General features: G+C 75.1%; 19 protein-coding genes and 1 tRNA gene. 14 read left to right on the top strand and 6 right to left on the bottom strand.

Annotated elements, in window-relative coordinates; genetic code table 11:
• Window positions 1-88: 88 nt before the first annotated feature.
• The 3 genes from ABIE39_RS13015 to ABIE39_RS13005 all read left to right on the top strand — a co-directional run bounded on the left by ABIE39_RS13015 (window position 89) and on the right by ABIE39_RS13005 (window position 2,170).
• Complete coding sequence (locus tag ABIE39_RS13015; protein ID WP_021479886.1) at window positions 89-739, top strand: GNAT family N-acetyltransferase; 651 nt, start codon at window positions 89-91, stop codon at window positions 737-739.
• A 61-nt stretch (window positions 740-800) separates the two neighbouring features.
• Complete coding sequence (locus ABIE39_RS13010; RefSeq protein WP_175008947.1) at window positions 801-2,033, top strand: hypothetical protein; 1,233 nt, start codon at window positions 801-803, stop codon at window positions 2,031-2,033.
• A gap of 64 nt (window positions 2,034-2,097) precedes the next feature.
• Window positions 2,098-2,170, top strand: a tRNA-Ala gene (locus ABIE39_RS13005).
• A gap of 101 nt (window positions 2,171-2,271) precedes the next feature.
• On the opposite strand, the gene ABIE39_RS13000 is transcribed toward ABIE39_RS13005, so the two are convergent.
• Together ABIE39_RS13000 and ABIE39_RS12995 are read right to left on the bottom strand one after the other, a co-directional pair.
• Window positions 2,272-2,430: a hypothetical protein gene (locus ABIE39_RS13000; RefSeq protein ID WP_209829465.1), complete on the bottom strand. Its 159-nt coding sequence runs from the start codon at window positions 2,428-2,430 to the stop codon at window positions 2,272-2,274.
• Window positions 2,431-2,686: 256 nt separating this feature from the next.
• Window positions 2,687-3,202, bottom strand: coding sequence for a DUF4190 domain-containing protein (locus ABIE39_RS12995; RefSeq protein WP_074808066.1), 516 nt, complete (start codon window positions 3,200-3,202; stop codon window positions 2,687-2,689).
• Between the two features lie 186 nt (window positions 3,203-3,388).
• Here ABIE39_RS12995 and ABIE39_RS12990 point away from each other — a divergent pair, with 186 nt between their 5' ends.
• From ABIE39_RS12990 to ABIE39_RS12980, 3 genes are all read left to right on the top strand, one after another.
• Entirely contained in the window at window positions 3,389-5,017 is a 1,629-nt protein-coding gene (locus ABIE39_RS12990) for a hypothetical protein (protein WP_175008946.1), read from the top strand.
• Between the two features lie 106 nt (window positions 5,018-5,123).
• On the top strand, window positions 5,124-6,608 hold the full coding sequence (locus ABIE39_RS12985) for a beta-N-acetylhexosaminidase (protein ID WP_354052063.1): 1,485 nt from the start codon (window positions 5,124-5,126) through the stop codon (window positions 6,606-6,608).
• A 94-nt stretch (window positions 6,609-6,702) separates the two neighbouring features.
• Window positions 6,703-8,373, top strand: a complete 1,671-nt coding sequence (locus ABIE39_RS12980) for a hypothetical protein (protein ID WP_354052061.1) — start codon at window positions 6,703-6,705, stop codon at window positions 8,371-8,373.
• A gap of 13 nt (window positions 8,374-8,386) precedes the next feature.
• On the opposite strand, the gene ABIE39_RS12975 is transcribed toward ABIE39_RS12980, so the two are convergent.
• Window positions 8,387-10,153: a phospholipid carrier-dependent glycosyltransferase gene (locus ABIE39_RS12975; protein ID WP_175008944.1), complete on the bottom strand. Its 1,767-nt coding sequence runs from the start codon at window positions 10,151-10,153 to the stop codon at window positions 8,387-8,389.
• A 34-nt stretch (window positions 10,154-10,187) separates the two neighbouring features.
• Between ABIE39_RS12975 and rsmI the strand changes: the two genes are divergently transcribed.
• A complete protein-coding gene (gene rsmI / locus ABIE39_RS12970) occupies window positions 10,188-11,078 on the top strand; it encodes a 16S rRNA (cytidine(1402)-2'-O)-methyltransferase (RefSeq protein WP_114553854.1) in 891 nt (296 codons plus the stop codon).
• 48 nt (window positions 11,079-11,126) lie between these two features.
• Here the strand turns inward: rsmI and ABIE39_RS12965 are convergent, their stop codons facing one another.
• Complete coding sequence (locus tag ABIE39_RS12965; protein ID WP_114553886.1) at window positions 11,127-11,726, bottom strand: isochorismatase family protein; 600 nt, start codon at window positions 11,724-11,726, stop codon at window positions 11,127-11,129.
• Window positions 11,727-11,811: 85 nt separating this feature from the next.
• Between ABIE39_RS12965 and ABIE39_RS12960 the strand changes: the two genes are divergently transcribed.
• Together ABIE39_RS12960 and ABIE39_RS12955 are read left to right on the top strand one after the other, a co-directional pair.
• The gene (locus tag ABIE39_RS12960) at window positions 11,812-12,276 is read left to right on the top strand and encodes a winged helix DNA-binding protein (protein WP_114553887.1); all 465 of its coding nucleotides are present in this window, start codon (window positions 11,812-11,814) and stop codon (window positions 12,274-12,276) included.
• A 126-nt stretch (window positions 12,277-12,402) separates the two neighbouring features.
• The gene (locus tag ABIE39_RS12955; RefSeq protein WP_114553888.1) at window positions 12,403-13,587 is read left to right on the top strand and encodes an aminotransferase class I/II-fold pyridoxal phosphate-dependent enzyme; all 1,185 of its coding nucleotides are present in this window, start codon (window positions 12,403-12,405) and stop codon (window positions 13,585-13,587) included.
• Here ABIE39_RS12955 and ABIE39_RS12950 read toward each other — a convergent pair.
• Entirely contained in the window at window positions 13,571-14,380 is an 810-nt protein-coding gene (locus tag ABIE39_RS12950; protein WP_114553889.1) for an SDR family oxidoreductase, read from the bottom strand. The two genes, ABIE39_RS12955 and ABIE39_RS12950, sit on opposite strands and share 17 nt — an antisense overlap.
• A gap of 212 nt (window positions 14,381-14,592) precedes the next feature.
• On the opposite strand from ABIE39_RS12950, the gene ABIE39_RS12945 reads away from it, so the two are divergent.
• From ABIE39_RS12945 to ABIE39_RS12925, 5 genes are all read left to right on the top strand, one after another.
• Window positions 14,593-15,846, top strand: a complete 1,254-nt coding sequence (locus ABIE39_RS12945; RefSeq protein WP_354052057.1) for a PQQ-dependent sugar dehydrogenase — start codon at window positions 14,593-14,595, stop codon at window positions 15,844-15,846.
• A 401-nt stretch (window positions 15,847-16,247) separates the two neighbouring features.
• Window positions 16,248-17,489, top strand: coding sequence for an aggregation-promoting factor C-terminal-like domain-containing protein (locus tag ABIE39_RS12940; protein WP_175008941.1), 1,242 nt, complete (start codon window positions 16,248-16,250; stop codon window positions 17,487-17,489).
• 143 nt (window positions 17,490-17,632) lie between these two features.
• Window positions 17,633-19,426, top strand: a complete 1,794-nt coding sequence (gene metG, locus ABIE39_RS12935) for a methionine--tRNA ligase (RefSeq protein ID WP_175008940.1) — start codon at window positions 17,633-17,635, stop codon at window positions 19,424-19,426.
• A 2-nt stretch (window positions 19,427-19,428) separates the two neighbouring features.
• Window positions 19,429-20,415: a TatD family hydrolase gene (locus ABIE39_RS12930; protein WP_354052054.1), complete on the top strand. Its 987-nt coding sequence runs from the start codon at window positions 19,429-19,431 to the stop codon at window positions 20,413-20,415.
• A gap of 177 nt (window positions 20,416-20,592) precedes the next feature.
• On the top strand, window positions 20,593-21,759 hold the full coding sequence (locus ABIE39_RS12925) for a resuscitation-promoting factor (protein ID WP_031316670.1): 1,167 nt from the start codon (window positions 20,593-20,595) through the stop codon (window positions 21,757-21,759).
• 32 nt (window positions 21,760-21,791) lie between these two features.
• Here the strand turns inward: ABIE39_RS12925 and ABIE39_RS12920 are convergent, their stop codons facing one another.
• Complete coding sequence (locus ABIE39_RS12920; RefSeq protein WP_354052052.1) at window positions 21,792-22,190, bottom strand: VOC family protein; 399 nt, start codon at window positions 22,188-22,190, stop codon at window positions 21,792-21,794.
• Window positions 22,191-22,309 lie beyond the last annotated feature (119 nt).

Raw genomic sequence — 22,309 nt, 5'->3', positions numbered from 1 at the left:
GTGGTGTCACCCTGTGCACCGAGGGTCGGGCGCACCGTCTGTCCTCGTCGCCACGCCCACCGACAGGCCGAGGACGGTACACCGCCGCATGACCCACAAGATCGCCCGCGGCTGGACCGTCGCCAAGCCGTGGCCCGTGACGCTGCGGGACGACACGCTGGGCGGGTCCGTCGTCCTGCGCCCGCTGCGGCGTCGGGACGCGAACGCCTGGATGCGCCTGCGCGCCCGCAACGCCGACTGGCTGGAGCGGTGGGAGGGCACGTCGCCCCGCCCCGGCACGCCGGGCGGGCCGCCCACGTTCGCGGAGTACGTCCGGGTCCTGTCGGCCCAGGCGCGCGCCGGGTCCTCGCTGCCGTTCGCCGTCGAGCTGGACGGCGAGCTCGTCGGCCAGCTCACCGTGTCGTCCATCACGTACGGCTCGCTGTGCGGTGCGAGCATCGGCTACTGGGTAAGCGAGCACGTCGCGGGCCGCGGCGTCATCCCGACCGCCGTCGCGATGGCCACGGACTACTGCTTCACGATCCTCGGGCTGCACCGGATCGAGATCAACATCCGCCCGGAGAACGGCCCGAGCCTGCGCGTCGTGGAGAAGCTGGGCCTGCGCGACGAGGGCGTCCGCGAGCGGTACCTGCACATCCAGGGGGAGTGGCGCGACCACCGGACGTTCGCCGTCACGAGCGAGGAGGTCCCGGACGGGCTCCTCGCGCGCTGGCAGGCGACGCGCCGCGAGAGCATCTGAGCCGCCCGACACGCCGGGGCGCGTGCGGAGCGTGGCCGCGGGCCTCGCCTACGGTCGTGATGTGGAATCGGCCTCGGGGATCGTCGCGCTCGCGGTGTTCCTGCTGTGGGTCGGCTTCTACGTCCCGCACCGGGTGCGTCACCGGCAGCAGCTGCTGGACGCGCGCACGGACGACCGCTTCTCCGGCTCCCTGCGCGTCCTGGCCGTCGCCGGCCCGGGCGGCGGGGGCTTCGACCGCTGGGACGCCCGGCTCGACGGCGTCACGACGGCCGCGGCGATCGCCTCCGGTCCCGCCGGTGGCGGAGGGCGCCCCCTGCTCGGGGGAACGGGAACGGGGACGCAGGGCCGGTCCGAGGACCGGACGCACGACGAGGAGGGAACGCACGCCATGGGGAGCACCGTCAGCGCGTCACCCTCGCGCGGGGCACCGCCGCGCCGTCAGCCGGCCTCCGAGCAGTCCCGCCTCGAGCTCCTCGAGCGGCGCGCCGCCGCGGCACGCCGTCGTCTCACGCTCACGGTCGTGCTGCTCCTCGCGACCGTCGGGGTGTGGGTCGTCGTCGCGCTCGGGCTCGTCCCGTGGTGGGCGGGCGTGGTCCCGACGGCGTTCCTCGGGCTGGTGCTCGTGCTCGGCCGTCGTGCGGTGCTCGCCGCGCAGCGGTCCGACGCCGCGTGGCTGGCCGAGCGTCGTGCCGCGGCCCGCGCGGCGCGCGGCGCCGTGCTCGGCGCACCGCCCGCACCCCGGGGCGCGCGGCCGCGCGTCACCGGCCGCGCCGTCCACGGGTCGCAGGTGAGCACGCAGATGATCCCGCGCGTCACGCCGCAGGACCTCGCGCGGGCCAACGCCGCGGCGTCGGCCGACGCGGGCGCGCCCGCCGCGTCGTCCCGCGAGCGGGTCACCGCGTCCGGTGCGACCGAGGGCCCGGCCTCCGAGGAGCCCGCCCCAGCGTCCGACGAGCCGACCACCGCTCGCGAGACGGCCCCGGTCGTCGAGGCCGAGGTCGTCGACGCGGAGCGCGTCCCGACGGGCCGCGCGTGGGACCCCGTGCCCGTGCCCCCGCCGACGTACACCATGAAGCCCACGGCTCCTCGCCGCGAGCCCGCCCCGCTCACGGACGACGACGTCGTCTCGCCGACGCGGTCGGCCCGCGTCGAGCCCGTGGTCGCGGCCGTCGCAGACGCTGCCCCGTCGGGCGCCCCGGCGCCCGCCGCGGGCGACGAGCGCAAGCCCTCCACGGAGACGCTCGGTCTCGACCTCAACGAGATCCTGGCGCGCCGTCGGGCGGCGGGCCAGTAGACCCCCCGGGGGCGGCCGGTTTGCGAGACCCCGCCCTCGGGGTGCTAATCTGTTCCTCGCTTGAGGGGCTATGGCGCAGTTGGTAGCGCGTCTCGTTCGCAATGAGAAGGTCGGGGGTTCGAATCCCCCTAGCTCCACCGGTGGAAGGCCGTCGGCCAGGACAAGAGTCCTGACCGGCGGCCTTCCGCATGTCGCGGAGCGCTCGTCGTCGGGCGTCCCGGCTGCTCCGCGGCGCGGCTCACGAGACCTGGACGGCACGGACGACGTCGGTGACCGCCAGCTCGTGCACGGTCGCCTGCAGCGGACGCGTGGTCGGTGCGGCGTCCAGGTCGAAGCTCGCGTCCCGGCTCGCCCCGGTCGCCGCGCGCAGCTCCCGGGGCCAGGCGTCCCACGCCACGTCGGCGATACGCGTCGGCCTCGTTCGCCCACGCGTCGTCTGCGGTCTCGCGCGATGCGCGGCAGGGGCAAGCAGCCGCACCGGGCGCCGGGGGAGGCGGGCGTCGTCGGGATGCGCGGTCGGTACGGCGCGGCGGGGCGGCGCGCCGCGGACGTCCGCCGACAGCGAGCCGGTGGCCGCCGCTGCCGCCGCGGGCACGACGAAGGCCCCCACCGAGCGGTGAGGGCCTTCGCGGAGCGGCGTCGCCGCCGGGAGGTCAGGGGCAGGTGACGGGCTCGCCACGCACCTCGACGACCGTGCCGGACGGCACGCCGGAGCAGGCGTCGAGGACCTCCTGCGTCACGGCGCCGACGGTGCTGAAGAACACGATCGAGCCGATGATCGTCAGGACGAGCACGATCGCGCCGACGATGATGCCGGCGAGCGCCAGGCCGTTCTTGTAGCCGGCCTTCTTCGACTTGTTGAAGGCCACGATGCTGAGGATCAGACCCACGATCGAGAGGCAGCCGAGGAACGACAGCACGAGGCCGACGATCCCCATCGTCTTGCCCGGGTCCTGGCCCGGGGCGGCGTACGACGGCGTGCCCGCCTGCGGGGCGCCGTACTGGGGCGCCTGCGGGGCGCCGTACTGCGGGGCCTGCGGGGCGCCGTACTGCGGGGCCTGCGGCGGCTGCTGCGGCTCGCCGGACTGCGGCGCGCCGTAGGCGGGCGGGCCGGACGGCGTCCCGCCGGGCTGCTGCGGGTTCTGGTCGGGCTGGTCGGGGGTCGACATGCGATCTCCTCGGCGTTCGGTCAGGGCCTGCCCAGTATGCCGGTCGGGGCCGCCGCGCGCCCTGTGATTCCGCGCGCGTCCGGCGACCGGCGCAGGTGGTGCGGGTCACGCGGGCCGGGTCCGACCATCACGAGTCCCTCACATCCCTCGGTCTGCGTGGCACGCGGGGTGCGCGATGATGGGGATGTGAACACTCGGAAGGTCCGATTCGTCCCTGTCGCCCTCCCCGTCGTCCTCTCGCTCGGTGCGGTCGTCGCACTGGGCGGCTGTGCCGCGGAGACCGCGAAGGCCGACGGGCCGTCCTCGGGCGAGACCGGGCTCGTCGCCCGCGCTGCGGAGCCGAGCGACGGCGTCCTCGTGCTCGGCTCGACCGAGCCGGCGGAGCTCGCGCTGACGAGCAGCCAGGCGTTCTTCACCAACGCGCCCGTCGTCGTGCTCGCCACGGCCGACGACGAGGCCGCGCGCGCGACCGCGGCCGCGGCCGCCGTCGATCTCGCCGCGCCCGTGCTCCTCGTGGGCGGCGCCATCTCGGACGGCGGGCTGCGCACCGAGCTGAGCCGGCTCGGCACGGTCGCCGTCGTCGAGGTGGGCGAGGCGGAGGCGCCTCCCGGCCAGGAGGACGCGGGCGAGGAGCCCGCGCGAGCGACCCTGGGCGACGTCGACGGCGTCGAGCGCGTCCTGCTCGAGGTCGGGGCGCTCCTGCCCGACGGGACGCTCGACGAGCGCGACCTCGACGAGGTCCGCTCCGCGCTGCCCGAGCGGGGCGAGCCGGAGACGCTGACCGAGGTCCTCGCCCTCACGGAGCCCGGGAGCCTCGCGACGCCCGGCGGGCCGCAGTCCGCGGCCATCGCGACCGCGCGCGCCGCGGGGGCCGTGCCGCTCGAGGTGCCGCAGGGCGACCCGCGGGCGTCCGCGGAGGTCGTCGACGCGATCTCGGCCGCGAAGGCGCTCGCGGTCGTCGGCATCGGCGAGGGCTTCGGCACGGCCGACGACCTCGCGTGGCGGCTGCGGTCGGCCGAGGCGGGCGACCTGCTCCCCAGCGGTTCCCAGCTCGTCCTCGCCGACGGCGTCCGGTACGTCGCGGTCGAGGCGGACGCCGTGACGTCGGGCCTCGTGGCGGTGGGGGAGCGTTCGGCGTCGGAGGCCGTCACGCGCGCGCAGGAGGCGGCGGCGGCGTACGCCGAGGCGGCCCCGGAGGACGTGGTGGTCCCGGTGCTCGAGGTGCCGGCCACGCGGGCGTCGTCGAACCCGGGCGCGGACCGCGACTACTCGACGGAGATCCCCGCCGAGGAGCTCGTGCCGCTCGTCGACACCGCGGCGGCCGCCGGGGTGCTCGTGGTGCTGCGCCTGGAGCCCGGCCGAGCGAGCTTCGACGAGCAGGTCGCCGAGTACGCGGACGTGCTCGCACGCCCGACCGTGGGCGTCGCGCTCGCGGTCGACGCGCGTCGTGCAGGGGAGGGGTCGCGCGCGGGCACGGTGGGCGCTGCGGAGCTCAGCGCCGCGATCGACGCCGTCGGGGAGGTCGTGCGCACGCAGGGCCTGCCGCAGAAGCTCGTCGTCGTGCAGCGACCCGACGCCGAGGCGGTGCTCGACGCCGCCGCGCTCGACGTGGGGGCGGGCGAGGCCGCCGTCGTGCTCCAGCCGACCTCGCAGTCGGGCTTCGGCGCCCGCGCGCGCGAGTGGGGGACGCTGCTCGACGACGTGCCGGCGGGCGTGGTGGGCGGCTGGACCACGGGTTCGGCGGACCCGGCGCGGGACGTCGAGGGCGTCCTGTCGCTCGACCCGAGCCCGCGCTACGTGGCGCCGTCGCGCTGACGGGTCCGCCCGGTCGGGCACTTGGTCGGTCCCGCGCAGGCGGGTTAGGGTGTGGCGCTCGCAAAAGCCGAATCGATTCGACCAGACCCAGACGACGAGGTACCTGATGGTCTCGATCATCCCCCAGCCCCTGCACGTCGAGCCCGGCGAGGGCCACGTGCCCGCCGGCGCCCTGGAGGTCCACGCGGTCGGGCTCGACGGCGCCGCCCCGTGGCTCGCCGACCTCGCCGCGGGCCTCCTCTCCGGCCTCGACGGCGTCACCGCGACCCACGACGACCCCGCCGCCGGCCCGTCCGCCGCTGACGGCGGGCGCACCGCGCTCGTGCTGCGCGTCGACGGGTCGGCCGGTCCGCAGGGCTCCACGAGCCCCGAGCGCTACAGCCTCGTCGTCGACGCCGGCGGGGTGACCGCCACGGCGCCCGGGCCGGCGGGGCTCTTCCACGCGGTGCAGACGCTGCGCCAGCTCGTCGTCCCGGCGGGCGACGGCGCGCCCGCGCGGGTGCCGTACGTCGTCGTGCACGACGCGCCGCGCTACCCCTGGCGCGGCCTCTCCGTGGACGTGGCGCGCACGTTCTTCGGGCTGGACGCGCTGCGGGCCGTGGTCGACGTCGTGGCGGCGTACAAGCTCAACGTGCTGCACCTGCACCTCACGGACGACCAGGGCTGGCGCATCGAGTCGCCGTCGCGGCCCGAGCTCGCCAAGCTGTCCTCGGGCGGCGACACGTCCGGGGGGACGGGCGGCCACCTCTCGCTCTCCGACTTCCGCGCCCTGCAGGACCACGCCGCCGAGCGCTTCGTGCGTGTCGTGCCGGAGATCGACGTGCCGGGCCACATCAACGCGGCGACCCACGTGTACGGCGACCTCATGCCCGACGGCGTCCCCACGGACGCCTACTCCGGCATCGAGGTGGGCTTCTCGCGCCTGACGTTCGACCTCCCGGCCACCGAGCCCTTCCTGCGCGACGTCTTCACGGACCTCGCGCACGCGACCGACGGCGAGCACGTGCACCTCGGCGGTGACGAGGTGCTGAAGATGGAGCCTGCCGAGTACGCGCGGTTCGTCGAGCTGTGCGAGCGGCTGATCCTCGAGGCGGGCAAGAAGCCCGTCGCGTGGCAGGAGGCGGCGAAGGCACCGCTGCGTCCGGGCACGCTCGTGCAGTACTGGGACACCCACCCCATGGACCTCACGTACCTCGTCGACGCCGCCACGGCGGGAGCGCGCGTCATCATGTCGCCCGCGAACCGCGTCTACCTGGACATGAAGTACACGGCCGACTTCCCGCTCGGCCAGGACTGGGCGGGGCTCGTCGAGGTGCGCGACGCGTACGACTGGGAGCCCGAGCAGGCGGTCCCGGGGATGCCGGCCGACGCGATCGAGGGCGTGGAGGCCGCGGTCTGGACGGAGCGCATCCCCACGCTCGACGCGCTGTTCACGATGCTCCTGCCGCGCCTGACCGCCGTCGCGGAGGTCGCGTGGACGGCCCCCGACCGCAAGGACTGGGACGACTACCGCCGCCGCGTCGCGCGCGAGGCGCACGCGTGGCGACGCACCGGCACCGCGTTCCACCCCTCGGAGCAGGTCGACTGGTGACGCAGGCGGGCGACGCCCGCGGGGTGGCGGACGTCACCGGGGAAAACCCCGCCAGCGGTCGCGAGGCGGGTGACCGCTGACGGACCATCGATCGATGGCCTTCGTGACCCTGTCCGCCTCCCGCCACGACGACCCGACCGGATCTCCCTCCTCCACCGCGCGTCCCGGTACCCGCACGGGTCGGCGCGGCGCCCGCCGTCGTGCGGTCGCGCTCGCCGCCACGCTCACCCTGGCGACCGCGCTCGCCGCGTGCACGGGCGGGGACCCGGACCCCGCCGCGAGCACCGCGGCACCTGCCGTCGAGGCCGACGGCGCGCGCGCCGCGGCGCCCGAGGGCGTCGTCACCCTCGCCGAGGAGGACCCCGCCGCGCTCGCCCTCGCGGCGAGCCGCACGTTCTTCACGACCGCGCCGGTCGCGGTCGTCGTGCCGGCCGACGTCGCCGAGGACGCCGTCGCGGTCGGCGTCGCCGGGGCGCTGGCCGAGCGGGTCGTCGCCCCGGTCCTCGTCGCCGGGGACGACGCGGCGCTCGCCGACGAGCTGGCGCGTCTCGACGCCGCCGCGGCGGTCGTCGTCGCGCCGGAGGGGACGAGCGTCCCCGGTCTCGGCGACGTCACCGCAGTGCACGTCGACCCGGCGGCCGTCGCGCCGGACGGGGCCGTCGACGAGGAGTCGCTCGCGGGCGCCGCCGACCTCGCGGTCCAGGACGTGCCGGCGACGGGCACCGCCGAGACGTCGACCGGCGTCCTCGCGCTCACGGACCCCGCGACCGGGAGCGCGGCCCGACCGGCGGCCGCGACAGCCCGCGCGTCGGGCGCGACGGTGGTCGACGCCCCCGGCGGCGACCCCCGCACCACGTCCGAGGCCGTCCAGGCGGTCGCCGCGGCCGGGGCGACGGCGACCGTCGGCCTCGGGGCGTCGTTCGGCAGCCCGGACGACCTCGCGTGGCGCGTCGAGGCGGCCGCGACGGGCACGGAGCTGCCCGGCGGCGGGCAGCTCGCCCTGCCCGGCAAGCGCTACGTGGCGCTCTACGGGTCGCCGGGGGCACCGGTGCTCGGCGTGCTCGGCGAGCAGGACGTCGCCGCGACGATCGCTCGCGCCCAGGAGCACGCCGCCTGGTACCAGGGGTTCACGGACGAGCCCGTGGTCCCGACGCTCGAGATCATCACGACGGTCGCCTCCGGCTCCGCGGGCTCCGACGGCAACTACTCCAACGAGCGTGCCGCCGACCTCGCGCGCCCCTACGTGGACGCCGCGCGCGAGGCGGGGGTGTACGTCGTGCTGGACTTCCAGCCGGGCCGCACCGACTTCCTCACGCAGGTGCGCGCGTACGAAGACCTCGTGGCGCAGCCGCACGTCGGCGTCGCGCTCGACCCGGAGTGGCGCCTCGGCCCCGACCAGGTGCACCTCGCCCAGATCGGCTCCGTCGGGGTGGACGAGGTCAACGCCGTCGGCGACTACCTCGCGGGCCTCGTGCGCGAGCGCGACCTCCCGCAGAAGGTCTTCCTGCTGCACCAGTTCCGGACGTCGATGATCACCGACCGCGCGCGCCTCGACACCGCGCACCCCGAGCTCGCGACCGTCGTCCACGCCGACGGCCAGGGCGGCCAGGAGGCGAAGGCCGCCACGTGGTCCACGCTGCACCGGGACGCTCCGGCGGGGCTGTTCTGGGGCTGGAAGAACTTCTACGACGAGGACGCGCCCATGCTCACGCCCGAGCGGACGTGGGGGATCAGCCCGACCCCGGACTTCGTCAGCTACCAGTGAGGCCGGCAGCGCGTCAGATCCACGTGGGCAGCCACATGTGCATGCGCCAGAACCAGTACGGCACCTGCCACGCCGTCCAGATCGGGTAGAAGAACACGCTCACGGCGCCGATCGTCGTGAGGAGCACCGTGATCCCGACGCGCACGCGGGCCCGGGCGACGGCCCGGCCCTCCGTGCGCTCGAGCGCGAGCGTGATCGCGTAGACGAGCGTGAGCACGACCCACGGCAGGAACACGATCGAGTAGAACGTGAAGATCGTCCGCTCGGCGTAGAGGAACCACGGCGCCCAGCCGGCGACGAGCCCGCTGAGCACGGCGAGCGCGCGCCAGTCCTTGAGCCGGACGAGCGCGTAGAGCGCGACGAGGATCGCGAGCGCCGCCGTCCACCACAGGACGGGGTTGCCGAGCGACGTGATCGCCCGCGCGCACCGCTCGACCTCGCAGCCCGCCTCGCCGGCCTCGTACGAGCGCCAGTAGAAGGACGTGGGCCGCCACTGGAGGATCCAGCCGAGCGGGTGCGCCTCGTACGTGTGCTCGGACGTGAGCCCCGTGTGGAAGTCCCACATCTTCAGGTGGTACTCCCACAGCGAGCGCAGCGCCGGGGGCAGCCATCCGACGCCCTCCCCGGGGTGGTCGACGGCCCACTGGCGCATGTACGCGCCGGGGGACCGGAACCACGACGTCCACGTCGCGACGTACGTGAGCGCGGCGGTGGGGAGCATGACGAGCGCGGCCGGGATCGCGTCGCGCACGAGCGCGTCCTCCCACCAGCGCCCGACGCCCGCGGTGCGCCGCGCCGTCGCGTCCCAGAGCACGGAGACGACCGCGAGCACCGCGAGGAAGTACAGGCCGGACCACTTGACCCCGCACGCGAGCCCGAGCGCGACGGCCGCGGCGAACCGCCACCACCGCCACCCGAGCCCCGGGCCGTAGCGGCCGATGCGCCCGCCCGCGTCGAGGATCGCCGCGCAGCGCTCGGCGAGGCGTCGCCTCGCCTGCTCGCGGTCGAGCAGGAGGCAGCCGAACGCGACGAGCACCCAGAGCATGAGCATGTTGTCGAGCAGGCCGGTGCGGGAGTGGACGATCGCCTCGCCGTCCACGGCCATGAGCGCACCCGCGACGATGCCCATCGCCGTCGAGGCGAACAGCCGGCGCGCGATGCGCGCGACGAGCACGACGGCGACCACCCCGACGACGGCGGACGCGATCCGCCACGACCACGGGTTCTCGGCCCCGCCGAGCGCCTTCATGCCGAGCGCGATCATCCACTTGCCGAGCGGCGGGTGGACCACGTAGTCGGCCGTGGGCAGGAACGAGTTCACGTCCCCGGCCTCGAACGCCGGGTTCGGCTCCTCGGGCCAGTCGGCCTCGTACCCGACCTGGAGCAGCGTCCACGCGTGCTTGACGTAGTACGTCTCGTCGAACACGAGGGTTCCGGGCCGGCCGAGGTTCCACAGCCGCAGGACCGCCGCGACGACGGCGACGATCGCGACCCCGAGCCACCCCCACAGCCGGTCGTGCGCGGTCGCGCCGAGCGCGAGCCGTCGTGGGCCGAGCAGCGCGAGGAGGAGCCGCTCGCGGTGGCTCTGCGTGGGGCCGTCGTCCGTCGTCACGGCCGACGGCGGAGCACCGTCGTGACCCGCGGGGTGCTCGTCGACCGGCAGGTCGGGCACCGGCCGAGGCTCGGCGTCGTCGCCCGTGCCGGGCGGCGCGTCGGTGGCGTCGGCCGGGGGACGAGGGCCGGGGGTCGCGTCGGCGGGCGGCTGGGACACGCTGGCCATCGTAGGGCCGCGCACGTGTGCAACCCTGGGAGCCATGTCCTCCTCGACCGACGTGCCCGGCCCCGACGCGCCCACGACCCGGCGGGAGGCCGGGCACCTCGTCCTCGGCGGCACGCCCATCGGGAACGCGGAGGACGCGAGCCCGCGCCTGCGCCGTCTGCTCGCGGAGGCCGACGTCGTCGCGGCGGAGGACACGCGCCGCCTGCACGCGCTCGCGGGTCGCCTCGGCGTCCAGGTGGGCGGGCGGGTCGTGAGCTTCCACGAGCACAACGAGGCGGAGCGCGCCGACGACCTGCTCGACGTCGTCGACGGCGGCGGCACGGTGCTCGTCGTGTCGGACGCGGGGATGCCGAGCGTGTCCGACCCGGGCTTCCGCGTCGTGGGCCGCGCGGTCGAGCGCGGTCTCCCCGTGACGACGGCGCCCGGCCCGAGCGCGGTCCTCACCGCTCTCGCGCTCTCGGGGCTCCCGACGGACCGGTTCTGCTTCGAGGGCTTCCTGCCCCGCAAGGCGGGGGACCGGTCACGCGCGCTCGCGGCGCTCGTCGACGAGCCGCGCACGCTCGTGTTCTTCGAGGCGCCGCACCGCGTCGCGGAGACGCTCGTCGCGATGGCCGACGCGTTCGGCCCGGACCGGCCGGCCGCCGTCGCGCGCGAGCTGACCAAGACGTACGAGGAGGTGCTGCGCGGTCCGCTCGCCGAGCTCGCGGAGCACGCGGGGCAGGAGCAGCTGCGCGGGGAGATCTGCGTGGTGGTCGGCGGGGCGCCGCCGCGCGGGCCCGTGCCGCTCGCGGAGCTCGTCCCCGCCGTCCTGGCGCGTGTCGACGGCGGGGAGCGGCTCAAGGACGTGGTCGCGGACGTCGCCCAGGGCGCCGGGGTGCCCAAGCGCGACCTGTACGCCGCGGCGCTCGACGCACGCCGCGGGTGAGCGCGGGCCGGGCGCCCCGCAGGGTGGCCGGGCCCGCGCCCGCGGTGCTCAGCGCCCGACGGCGTCGCTCGGCACGAGCGCGACGCCCGCCGCGGCGAGCTCCTCGCGCGCGGCGGCACCGAGCTCGGGCGTGACCGGCACGGTGAGGTCGGTGAGGACCCGCGTCGCGAGGCCGAGCGCGTGCGCGTCGAGCGCGGTCGCGCGCACGCAGTGGGACTCGGCGATGCCGACGACGTCGACCGCCTCGATCCCGGCGTCGCGCAGCAGGTCCGCGAGCGGGCGGCCCGCGACGTCGACGCCCTCGAAGCCCGAGTAGGCGGCCTGGTACTCGCCCTTCTTCACCCCGGCGTCGGGCGCCAGGTCGGCGAGCGCCGGGTGCAGCTCGGCGTTCGGGGTGCCCGCGATCCCGTGCGGCGGCCAGGTGTCGACGAAGTCCGGGTCGGGGCTCCAGTGCTGGCCCGGGTCGACGTGCCAGTCCTGGGTGGTCACGACGAGGTCGTACGCGTCGCGGTGGTCGCGCGCGTGCTCGGCGATGCGCTCGGCGACGGCGTTCCCGCCCTCGACGCCCAGCTCGCCGCCCTCGCAGAACGTGGGCTGGACGTCGACGACGATCAGCGCGCGGCGCGGCGCGGGGGTGCTCTCGGTCATGCGCCCACTCTGCCACCCCCGGCGGGCACCGGGGGAGCGCGGGTGCGAGAGTGGGGCCAGCCGTGATCCGACCGGGAGGCAGCCCATGACCGAGGACCAGACACCGCCCACGACCCCCTCCGGCGCGGACGCCGGACGCCCCATCGGGTACTGGCTCAAGCTCGTGGACCGGCTCATCGACGAGAACCTCGACGGCGTCTTCCAGCACTCGGGCCTCACGCGCCGGCACTGGCAGGTGCTCAACACCATCCGCGACGGCGTGAGCGAGGAGACGAGCGTCGACGGCGTGCTGTCACCCTTCACGGGGGCCGCGGCGGGCGGCGCGAGCGCCGTGACGGCGGAGATCGACGACCTCGTGCGCCGCGGCTGGGTCGCGCGCGGCGACCAGGGTCTGTCCGTGACGGTCGCGGGCAACCACGCGTACCACGACCTGCTCGACGCGGTGTCGGTCGCGCGCGAGCGCGTCGCGCAGGGCGTGAGCCGCGAGGAGTACGCGCGGACGGTCGCGACGCTCGAGCGCATGGCGCGCAACCTCGGCTGGTCGGGCTGACCCGCGGCCGGTGAGCCGGTCGCGAGACGCGGTGTCGCGCCGTCGGGCGGCAGGCGTACCCTGCGAGACCCGCGACCCGTGCGCACCCCCGCGCCCGGGAGCGCCGCACAGAGCTGGAGCACTGCGATGGAGTTCCGCCGGATCCCCGGTCTGCCGCCCTACGTCTTCACGATCATCGACGGGCTCAAGATCGAGGCACGCCGAGCGGGGCGCGACGTCGTGGACCTCGGCTTCGGCAACCCGGACCTGCCGAGCCCGCAGGTCGCGGTCGACAAGCTCGCCGAGGCCGCGCAGAACTCGCGCAACCACCGCTACTCCGCGTCGCGCGGCATCCCGAAGCTCCGCGAGGCCGTCGCCGGGCTGTACCAGCGCCGGTTCGGCGTGAGCCTCGACCCGGACACGGAGATCATCTCGACCATCGGCGCCAAGGAGGGCTTCAGCCACCTCATGTGGGTGCTGCTGCAGCCGGGCGACGTCGCGCTCGTCCCCACCCCGAGCTACCCGATCCACATCTGGGGCCCCTACTTCGCGGGCGCCGACGCGCGCCAGGTCCCCATCGGCGACGGGACCGACGCCGCGGGGTACATCGACCGCATCATCGAGGCGTGGGAGCTCGGCTGGCCCAAGCCGCGCGTCGTCGTGCTGTCGTTCCCGCACAACCCGACGACCACCGTCGCGACCAAGGAAGACCTCCAGCGCCTCGTCGACTGGGCGCGGGACAAGGACGTCGTGCTCGTGCACGACCTCGCGTACGCCGACATGACGTTCGACGGGTTCGAGCCGCCGTCGATCATGGAGTGCGAGGGCGCGCGCGAGGTCGCGGTCGAGCTGTACTCGATGACGAAGTCGTTCTCCATGGCGGGCTGGCGCGTCGCGTTCCTCGTGGGGCGCCGGGACGTCGTCGGGGCGCTCGCGAAGCTCAAGAGCTACCTCGACTACGGCACGTTCCAGCCCATCCAGATCGCCGCGACCGTCACGCTCAACGAGGCGACGGAGTTCCCCCGGGAGATCTCGTCCGTCTACGAGTCGCGACGCGACGCCCTGCACGACGGCCTGCAGCGCATCGGCTGGGACATCCACAAGCCCGGCGGCACGATGTTCGCGTGGGCCCGCATCCCCGAGCCGTACCGCGACATGGGCTCGATCGAGTTCGCGACGCACCTCGTCGAGGAGTGCGACGTCGCGGTGTCCCCGGGCGTCGGGTTCGGCCCCGGCGGCGACGAGTTCGTGCGGTTCGCGCTCATCGAGAACGAGCACCGCATCGGTCAGGCCGTCCGGGGCCTGCGCCGCGGGCTCACGCGACTGGGCTAGGGACCGTCCCCGTCCACACGTCGTCGCCGCGCAGCACGGCGTCGGCGCCGCCGTCGTCGTAGATCGTCTGCCCGGTGACGTGCGTGTTCGCGACGTCGGTCAGCCACAGCAGGAGCGACGCGACCGACTCGGGCGACTGGTGCCCGTTGAGGGGCATCGGCACCGCGGCGTCGACCATGGCGACCGACTCCGGGGTCGACAGGAGCTGGGCCGTCATGGGCGTGAGCACGGTCCCGGGGGCGACGGCGTTGAGCGGGACGCCCCGCCCGGCCCACGCCGGCGTCACGCACTCGCGCCGCACCCAGCGCGACAGCGCGCGCTTGGACGACGGGTAGGCGAGGTACCCGACCTGCGGGCCCTGCTCGGCGAGCGTGCCCGCGACGCGCAGGGCCTCCTCCTCGTCGTCCGCGAGGCACGCGTCCACGATCGCCTCGGACACGGGCTGGAGCGTCGCCATCGACGACACGACGGCGACGCGCGGCGCCTGCGAGCGCTCGAGCGCGGGCAGGAGTCCCGTGAGGAACCGGGTGACGCCGAAGAAGTTCACCGCGACCGTCGTCGGCACGGGTGCGGAGATCCCGGCGCACGCGACGACGGCGTCGACCGTGCCGTCCGTGGCGGCGAGCACCTCCTCGACCGCACGCTCGCGACCCTCGTCGGTGCTGAGGTCCGCCTGGACCTCGGCGTCGCGCAGGTCCACGCCGACGACCCGGTCGCCCCGCTCGCGCAGCAACCCGGCCACGCAGGCCCCCACGCCCGATGCCGATCCCGTCACCACGTACGTCCGCGACATGTGCACACGCCTCCTCGCCCACGTCCCCGGATCTCGGGGACACCTCCAGCATGCCTGGTCGTCCGGCCCCCGACGGCCGCCGAAGGACCGGTGGCGCGGGCCGAAGGTCCGTCGCCCCTGCCGATCGTCGCCCGGCACGACCCGCCGCTGCGGGTGACGATGGGCGGGTGCGACGCCACCACAGGACCCGGGCCTCAGGTCGAGGTCCCGCCGTGCGCGCGCGGACCGGCGTGCCCGCGCTCGCCGTCGGGCTCGCCGTCGTGCTCGGCGCGGGCGCGTGCACGGGCGGGGCGCCGGACGACGCGCCCGCCCCCGCGCCGTCGGCCACGACCGCCACGTCCGCGCCGGCCGAACCCGGCACGCCCGACGCGTCGGGCTCGTCGCAGGCGCCGGCCGCCGACGGCCTGCTCGTCGTGCCCGAGGTGCGCGTCGACGTCGCCGAGGTCGCGACCGGTCTCCCCGCGCCGTGGGGGCTCGCGGCGCTCGCGGACGGCACGCTGCTCGTCTCGCTGCGCGACGAGCGCCGGCTGGTCGTCGTCGACCCGGCGACGGGCGACGTCGAGCCGGTGACCGGGCCCGGAGCGGACGACCTGCGCGACGGCACGGTCGCGCGCGGCGAGTCGGGGCTCCTCGGCGTCGCGGTGGGCCCGGCGGGCGGCGCCGCGGCGGGGGAGGTGTTCGTGTACCGGACCGCGCCGGACGGCAACGAGGTGCTGCGGGGGACGCTCGCGGGGCGCGAGCTCTCCGCCCTGACGCCGGTCGTCGAGGGCGTGCCCGCGGCGTCCACGCACGACGGCGGACGGCTCGCGTTCGGGCCCGACGGCCACCTCTACGTCACGACGGGGGACGCGCAGCAGCGCGGCGCGGCGCAGGACCCGGGCGCGCTCGCGGGCAAGATCCTGCGCGTCACGGTGGACGGCGACCCCGCGCCCGGCAACCCGGACCCGGCCTCGCCGGTGTGGAGCCTCGGGCACCGCAACGTCCAGGGGGTCGCGTGGGACGCGACGGGCCGGATGCTCGCGTCCGAGTTCGGCCAGGACACGTTCGACGAGCTCAACGTCGTCGTGCCCGGCGGGAACTACGGCTGGCCCGACGTCGAGGGCACGGGCGGGGAGGCCGCCGGGTTCGTCGACCCGGTGGCGACGTGGCCGACGTCGGACGCCTCGCCGAGCGGGCTCGCCGTGACCCGCGAGGGCGCGTACCTCGCCGGGCTGCGCGGGGAGCGCCTGTGGCGCGTGCCGTTCACGTCGCCCGACGGCGGCACCGACGCCGCCGCCTTCGGCGCGCCGCAGGCGGTGCTCACGGACCGCGGCCGGCTGCGCGCGGTCCTCGTCGACCCGGCGACGCCGCCCGGTGCCGACGGGAGCGCGGTGCTCTACGTGCTGACGGGCAGCACGGACGGTCGGGGGGACCCGCGCGACGGGGACGACCGGCTCCTGCGCGTCACGGTGACGCCGACGAGGTGAGCACCGAGACCGCCCGGCGCCCGGCCGCGAGATCGGCCCGGGCGTCCGGGATCGACCTCCCGAGGGCCGATCGGGAGACCGCAGGGCCGATGTCGGGGACGCGCGGGGTGACCAGGCGGTTTGGTGTGCGATAACGAATCGGTTACGGTCGAGTGTCTCGCGTAGCCGCTCACCGGGGACAGGTGTATTGGCCGGCCGTGGGACGCGGCCTCTCCCGGGCGCCCAGGGCGCCGAGGGCCGCAGGACGCCGGATCGGCCGGTCGAGCCGGGTGCGCCCGCCACGCTGCGGAGCACCCCGGAGGCGCGTGCGCGCCGTCGACCCCCGTGCCCGGGAGCCCCCGACGACTTGGACCACTGTGCACAACCCCTTCCGTTCCCGCGCGCCCGAGACGGCCGACGTCATGGCGCACACCCCCGAGACCACCCCGGAGGCGGTGCCGACCGCCGAGAGCCCCGAGAACCCCACCCGTCGGTCCGCCCGCGCGGCCCGGAGCCTCCGGTCGACGCGCCGGCGGCGCTGGTCGATCGTCACGGCGGCCACCGCCGTCGCGCTCGTCGGCTCCGGTGCCGTCGCCTACGGCGAGGCCAGCAAGACCGTGACGATCGACGTCGACGGCGAGACGACCACCGTCAGCACGCTCGCCGGCTCCGTCGGCGGCGCGCTCGACGCCGCCGGGGTCGAGGTCGGCGCGCGCGACCAGGTCGCGCCCGACCCCGGCTCCGCGCTCAGCGACGGCGACGACGTCGTGGTGCGCCTCGGCAAGAAGGTCACCGTCCAGACCGACGGCGCGCAGTCCGACGTCTGGCTCACCGCGCTCGACGCCGACGAGGCGCTCGACACCCTCGCGGAGCGCGGCGGCGACGTCCGCCTCGTCGCGTCGCGGTCCGGCGAGCGCGCGTCGCTCGACCTGCGCCTCGACACCGACGGGCCGGTGAACGTGGTCGCCGACGGGCAGACGAAGGTCGCGCCCGACGGCAGCATCGGCATCCCCGCGATCCTCGACCAGCAGGGCATCGAGCTCAGCGAGCTGGACCGCGTGAGCGTCCAGCGCGTCGAGGCGCCCGAGCCGGGCGCACCGGCGGTGTCGCTCGTCGTGCAGCGCGTCGTCGTCGAGCAGCAGCAGACGACGACCCCCGTGCCGCACGGGACCGTGCAGCAGCCCGACGACGCCAGGTACACCGACGAGTCGGCCGTCACCCAGGCGGGCGCCGACGGCGTCACCACGACGACGTTCGAGGTCACCCTCGTGGACGGCGTCGAGGAGTCGCGCGAGCAGCTCTCGCAAGAGGTGACGACCGCTCCCGTGGACGAGGTCGTCGCGACCGGCACGAAGGAGCGCCCGAAGGACCCGCGCTCCATCGGGCAGGCCATGGCCGCCGAGCGCGGGTGGACCGGCTCGCAGTGGACGTGCCTCGAGAGCCTGTGGACCAAGGAGTCCAACTGGAACCCGACGGCGGACAACCCGACGTCGAGCGCCTACGGCATCCCGCAGTCGCTGCCCGGCTCGAAGATGGCGAGCAAGGGCGCCGACTGGGCCACCAACCCCGCGACCCAGATCGCCTGGGGCCTCGACTACATCGCCGGCTCCTACGGCTCGCCGTGCGGCGCGTGGTCGCACTCGCAGGCCGTCAACTGGTACTGAGCACGCGCTTTCTCTCCGCCGAGCACGGGGTCGCCGACGTTCTGGAGCTGAGAACGTCGGCAACCCCGTTCTCGGCGTCGCTCGAACTCCGGGGGGCGGACGACGCCGCGGAGCGCGGCGCGGCCCGACTAGGATCGGGCACCATGACCCACATCCTCTCGGCCGTGGCGTGGCCGTATGCCAACGGGCCGCGCCACATCGGCCACGTCGCAGGTTTCGGTGTCCCGTCGGACGTCTTCAGCCGGCACATGCGGATGGCGGGTCACGACGTCCTCATGGTCTCGGGCACCGACGAGCACGGCACGCCGATCCTCGTCCAGGCCGACAAGGAGGGCGTGAGCCCGCAGGAGCTCGCGGACCGGTACAACCGGGTCATCGTCGAGGACCTGCACCAGCTCGGCCTGTCGTACGACCTGTTCACGCGGACCACGACGCGCAACCACTACGCCGTCGTGCAGGAGATGTTCCGCACGGTCCACAAGAACGGGTACATGGTCGAGCAGACGACCATGGGCGCGATCTCGCCGTCGACGGGCCGCACGCTGCCCGACCGCTACATCGAGGGCACGTGCCCCATCTGCGGCTACGACGGCGCGCGCGGCGACCAGTGCGACAACTGCGGCAACCAGCTCGACGCGATCGACCTCATCAACCCGCACAGCCGCATCAACGGCGAGACGCCGAAGTTCGTCGAGTCGAACCACTTCTTCCTCGACCTGCCCGCGTTCGTCGACGCGCTGGGGGACTGGCTGCGCACGCGCACCGCGTGGCGCCCGAACGTCCTGAAGTTCTCGCTCAACCTGCTCGACGACGTGCGCCCGCGCGCCATGACGCGCGACATCGACTGGGGCATCCCGGTCCCGCTGCCCGGGTGGGAGGAGAACTCGAGCAAGCGCCTGTACGTGTGGTTCGACGCGGTGATCGGGTACCTCTCGGCGTCGATCGAGTGGGCGCGGCGCAGCGGCGACCCGGACGCGTGGCGCGCGTTCTGGAACGACCCGGAGGCGCGGTCGTACTACTTCATGGGCAAGGACAACATCACGTTCCACTCCCAGATCTGGCCGGCCGAGCTGCTCGGCTACGACGGCCGGGGGAGCAAGGGCGGCGCCCCGGGCCCGTACGGGAACCTCCAGCTCCCGACCGAGGTCGTGTCGAGCGAGTTCCTCAACGTCGAGGGCCAGAAGTTCTCGTCGTCGCGCGGCGTCGTCATCTACGTGCGCGACATGCTGGCCCGCTACCAGCCGGACGCGTTCCGGTACTACGTGGCGTCGGCCGGGCCGGAGACGCAGGACGTCGACTTCACGTGGGCGGACTTCCAGCGCCGCACGAACGACGAGCTCGTGGCCGGCTGGGGCAACCTCGTGAACCGCACGGCGAACCTCGTGCACAAGAACTTCGGGGCGATCCCGGAGCCGGGGCAGCGCCAGCCGATCGACGAGGGCGTCCTCGCGACGACGACGACCGCGTTCGGGCGCGTGGGCGAGCTCATCGCGACGCACCGTCAGCGCGCGGCTGTCGCCGAGGCCATGAAGACGGTCGGCGAGGTGAACAAGTACGTGTCGGACACCGAGCCGTGGAAGCTCAAGACCGACCCGGACCGGCTCGCGACCGTGCTGCACACCGTGACCCAGGCCGTGAGCGACCTCAACACGATCCTGTCCCCGTTCCTGCCGCACTCGGCGCAGCAGGTGCACGAGGCGTTCGGCGGCACGGGCACGTTCGCCGCCCAGCCGCGCATCGACGAGGTGACCGACCTCGACGACGACTCGCGCCACTACCCGGTCATCACGGGCGACTACCGCGCCGAGGGCCTGGCGACGTGGGAGCCGAAGGCCGTCGTGCCCGGCACCCCGGTCGGCAAGCCGACGCCGGTGTTCACCAAGCTCGACGACTCGATCGTCGAGGAGGAGCTCGACCGCCTGCGCGAGAACGCCTGACGGTGGCCAAGCAGCGCGAGCGCGACTGGCCGCCGGACCCGGAGCCGCTGCCGGTCCCGGTGGTGGACAACCACACGCACCTCGACTCGATCGCCCACGTCCTCCCCGAGGGCACCCCTGCCCCGACCGTCGCGGACCACCTGGCCCGGGCGGCGGCCGTCGGCGTGGACCGGCTCGTGCAGGTCGGCTGCGACCTGCCGGCGGCGCGGTGGACCGACGCCCTCCTGAGGGAACCGGCGTCTGCCGAGCATGGGGTTGCTGCCCGCCCGGCGGCCGTGACGGGCGACAACCCCGTGCTCGGCCCCGGGGTGGGGAAGGTGCTCGGGGCCGTGGCGATCCATCCGAACGAGGCCGTGCTGCACGGTGGGGTGCGGGAGGTCGGCCCGGACGGGCTCGAGCCCGACCCGCGGCCGCACCACGACGTGCCGCTCGACGTCGCGGTCGCGGAGATTGCGGCGATCGCCCGCGCGAACGACCGCGTGCGCGCGATCGGCGAGACCGGGATGGACCTGTTCCGGACCGGCCCCCGGGGGGAGGCCGTCCAGCGCGAGGCGTTCCGCGCGCACGTCGCGCTCGCGAAGGAGCTCGGCCTCGCGCTCCAGATCCACGACCGCGACGCCCACGCGCAGGTGCTCGACGTCCTGGCGCGCGACGGCGCCCCGGAGCGGACGGTCTTCCACTGCTACTCGGGAGACGCCGCGATGGCCCGGTTCTGCGCGGAGCAGGGCTGGTACCTGTCCTTCGCGGGTCCGGTGACGTTCCGCGCGAACGACGAGCTGCGGGCGGCGCTGCGCGCCGTCCCGCTCGCGCAGGTCCTCGTCGAGACGGACGCCCCGTACCTCACGCCGCACCCGTACCGCGGGCGTCCCAACGCTCCGTACGTCCTGCCGACGACGGTCCGTACCGTCGCCGAGGTCGTGGACCGACCGCTCGCGGACGTGTGCGAGCGCCTGGCCGCGACCTCCGTCGCGGTCTACGGACCCTGGTGACGACGACGCGTCCGGGCGGGCGGACCGCGTCCGGTGCGCGAGGGCTGCGAGGTTTCGCCCCAGGTCACGTTTCGGCTACGGTCGGGTCCGTGCGTCGTGCGCCCCGCGCCGACGACGTCCCGCACCTCGCCCTCGGCGCTCGCCGACGGGCGTCCTCCCGCAGAAGGGACCGCCCGCGTGCTCGCACCTGACGGAACCGGTCGGCGGCGCGTGCAGCGCCTCGCGGCCCAGGGCCTCGTCGTCGCGAGCCTCGTCGGGGTCACCGGCGCGTTCGCCACGCTCCACAAGGACGTCACGCTCGACGTCGACGGCGAGCTGCACCAGGTCTCCGCGTACGGGCGCACGGTCGCCGCGGTGCTCGACTACCAGGGCGTCGCGGTCGGTGAGCAGGACCTCGTCGAACCGGCGCTCGCCGACCCGGCGCGCGACGGCGGCACGATCGTCGTGCGCACGAGCCACGACGTCACCGTCGAGATCGACGGCCAGGTGCAGACGATCCCGACGACGGCCCGCACCGTGGGCGAGCTGCTCACGTACCTCGGCCCGCGTGCCGAGGGTGCCGTGACCGAGGTGTCGCGCACGCAGGCCCTCGGGCGCGAGCCGATCCGGGTCTCCACGCTCAAGACGGTCCACGTCGCGGTGGACGGCGCGGTCATGCCCATCACGACGGCCGAGCCCACGGTGCGCGGGGTCCTCGCGACCGCGGGCATCGTGCTCGCCGAGGGCGACGGCACGTCCGCGCCGCTCGACGCCGCGGCGGTGGACGGCATGCTCGTGCTCGTGAGCCGCGCGGCGGCCACCGCGGACACGGTCACGGAGGTCCTGCCGTTCGAGACGGAGGAGCGCGAGGACCCCACGCTCCCGCAGGGGCACCGCGTCGTCGTGCAGTCCGGTCGCGTCGGCGAGGCGGTCACGACCTACTCGGTGCAGACGCTCGGCGGGGCGGAGGTGTCGCGCACTGTCCTCACGCGCACGGTCACGACGGAGCCGCGCAACGAGGTCATCAAGGTCGGGACGATGGACGTCTCGGTCTCGGTCGACCCCGGCTCGGCCCGCGCCGTAGGCCGCTCCCTCGCCGCGCAGCGCGGCTGGGGCGACGACCAGTTCGTGTGCCTCGACAAGCTCTGGACCAAGGAGAGCAACTGGCGCGTCGACGCGGACAACCCGAGCTCGAGCGCGTACGGGATCCCGCAGGCCCTCCCCGGCTCCAAGATGGCGAGCGCCGGCTCCGACTGGCGCACCAACCCGGCGACGCAGATCACGTGGGGCCTCGGGTACATCGAGGGCCGCTACGGCACGCCGTGCTCGGCGTGGTCCCACTCCGTGGCCAAGGGCTGGTACTGACCGCTCCCCGTTGTCGCCCCGCTACCGGCCCGTCATCGCCCGAGCATCTCCAGGTAGTGCGGGTTCTGCATGATCCCGAGGACGTTGCCGAACGGGTCCACGACCGAGGCGGTGACGAAGCCCTCGCCCTGCCCGCGCTCGACGACGCCCTCGTACTCGGTCGCGCCGAGCGCCAGGAGCCGGGCGCACGCGGCCCGCACGTCGTCGACGTGCCAGCTCGCGATCGCGCCGCCCGGCGTCCCCGGCTGGGGGTGCGGCGACCACGACCGGGCGATGATGCCCAGCTCGTCCTGCCGGTCGCCCACCCGGAACTCGACGTACCCGCCGGGCACCACGTAGTAGGGCTCGGTCCCCAGCACCTCCGCGTACCACGCGGACGCGGCCTCGAGGTCGTCGGCCCACAGGTTCAGCGTCGCCATCCCACGCAGCATCGTCGTCTCCTTCGTCGTCGGGCGGTGCCCGGTGCTGTCGTCCCGTCGTCCCCGGCGGGGCCGACACCTCGACCGTAGGACCCTCTGCGGAACGTGCGGTTCCGCATGGTGCGGCACGA

Source organism: Cellulosimicrobium sp. 4261 (assembly GCF_040546915.1).
In the GTDB taxonomy this organism is placed as follows: Bacteria; Actinomycetota; Actinomycetes; order Actinomycetales; family Cellulomonadaceae; genus Cellulosimicrobium; species Cellulosimicrobium cinnabarinum.
Note: the sequence above shows the minus strand (reverse complement) of the source record. Positions and strands in the feature narration are given on the sequence as shown.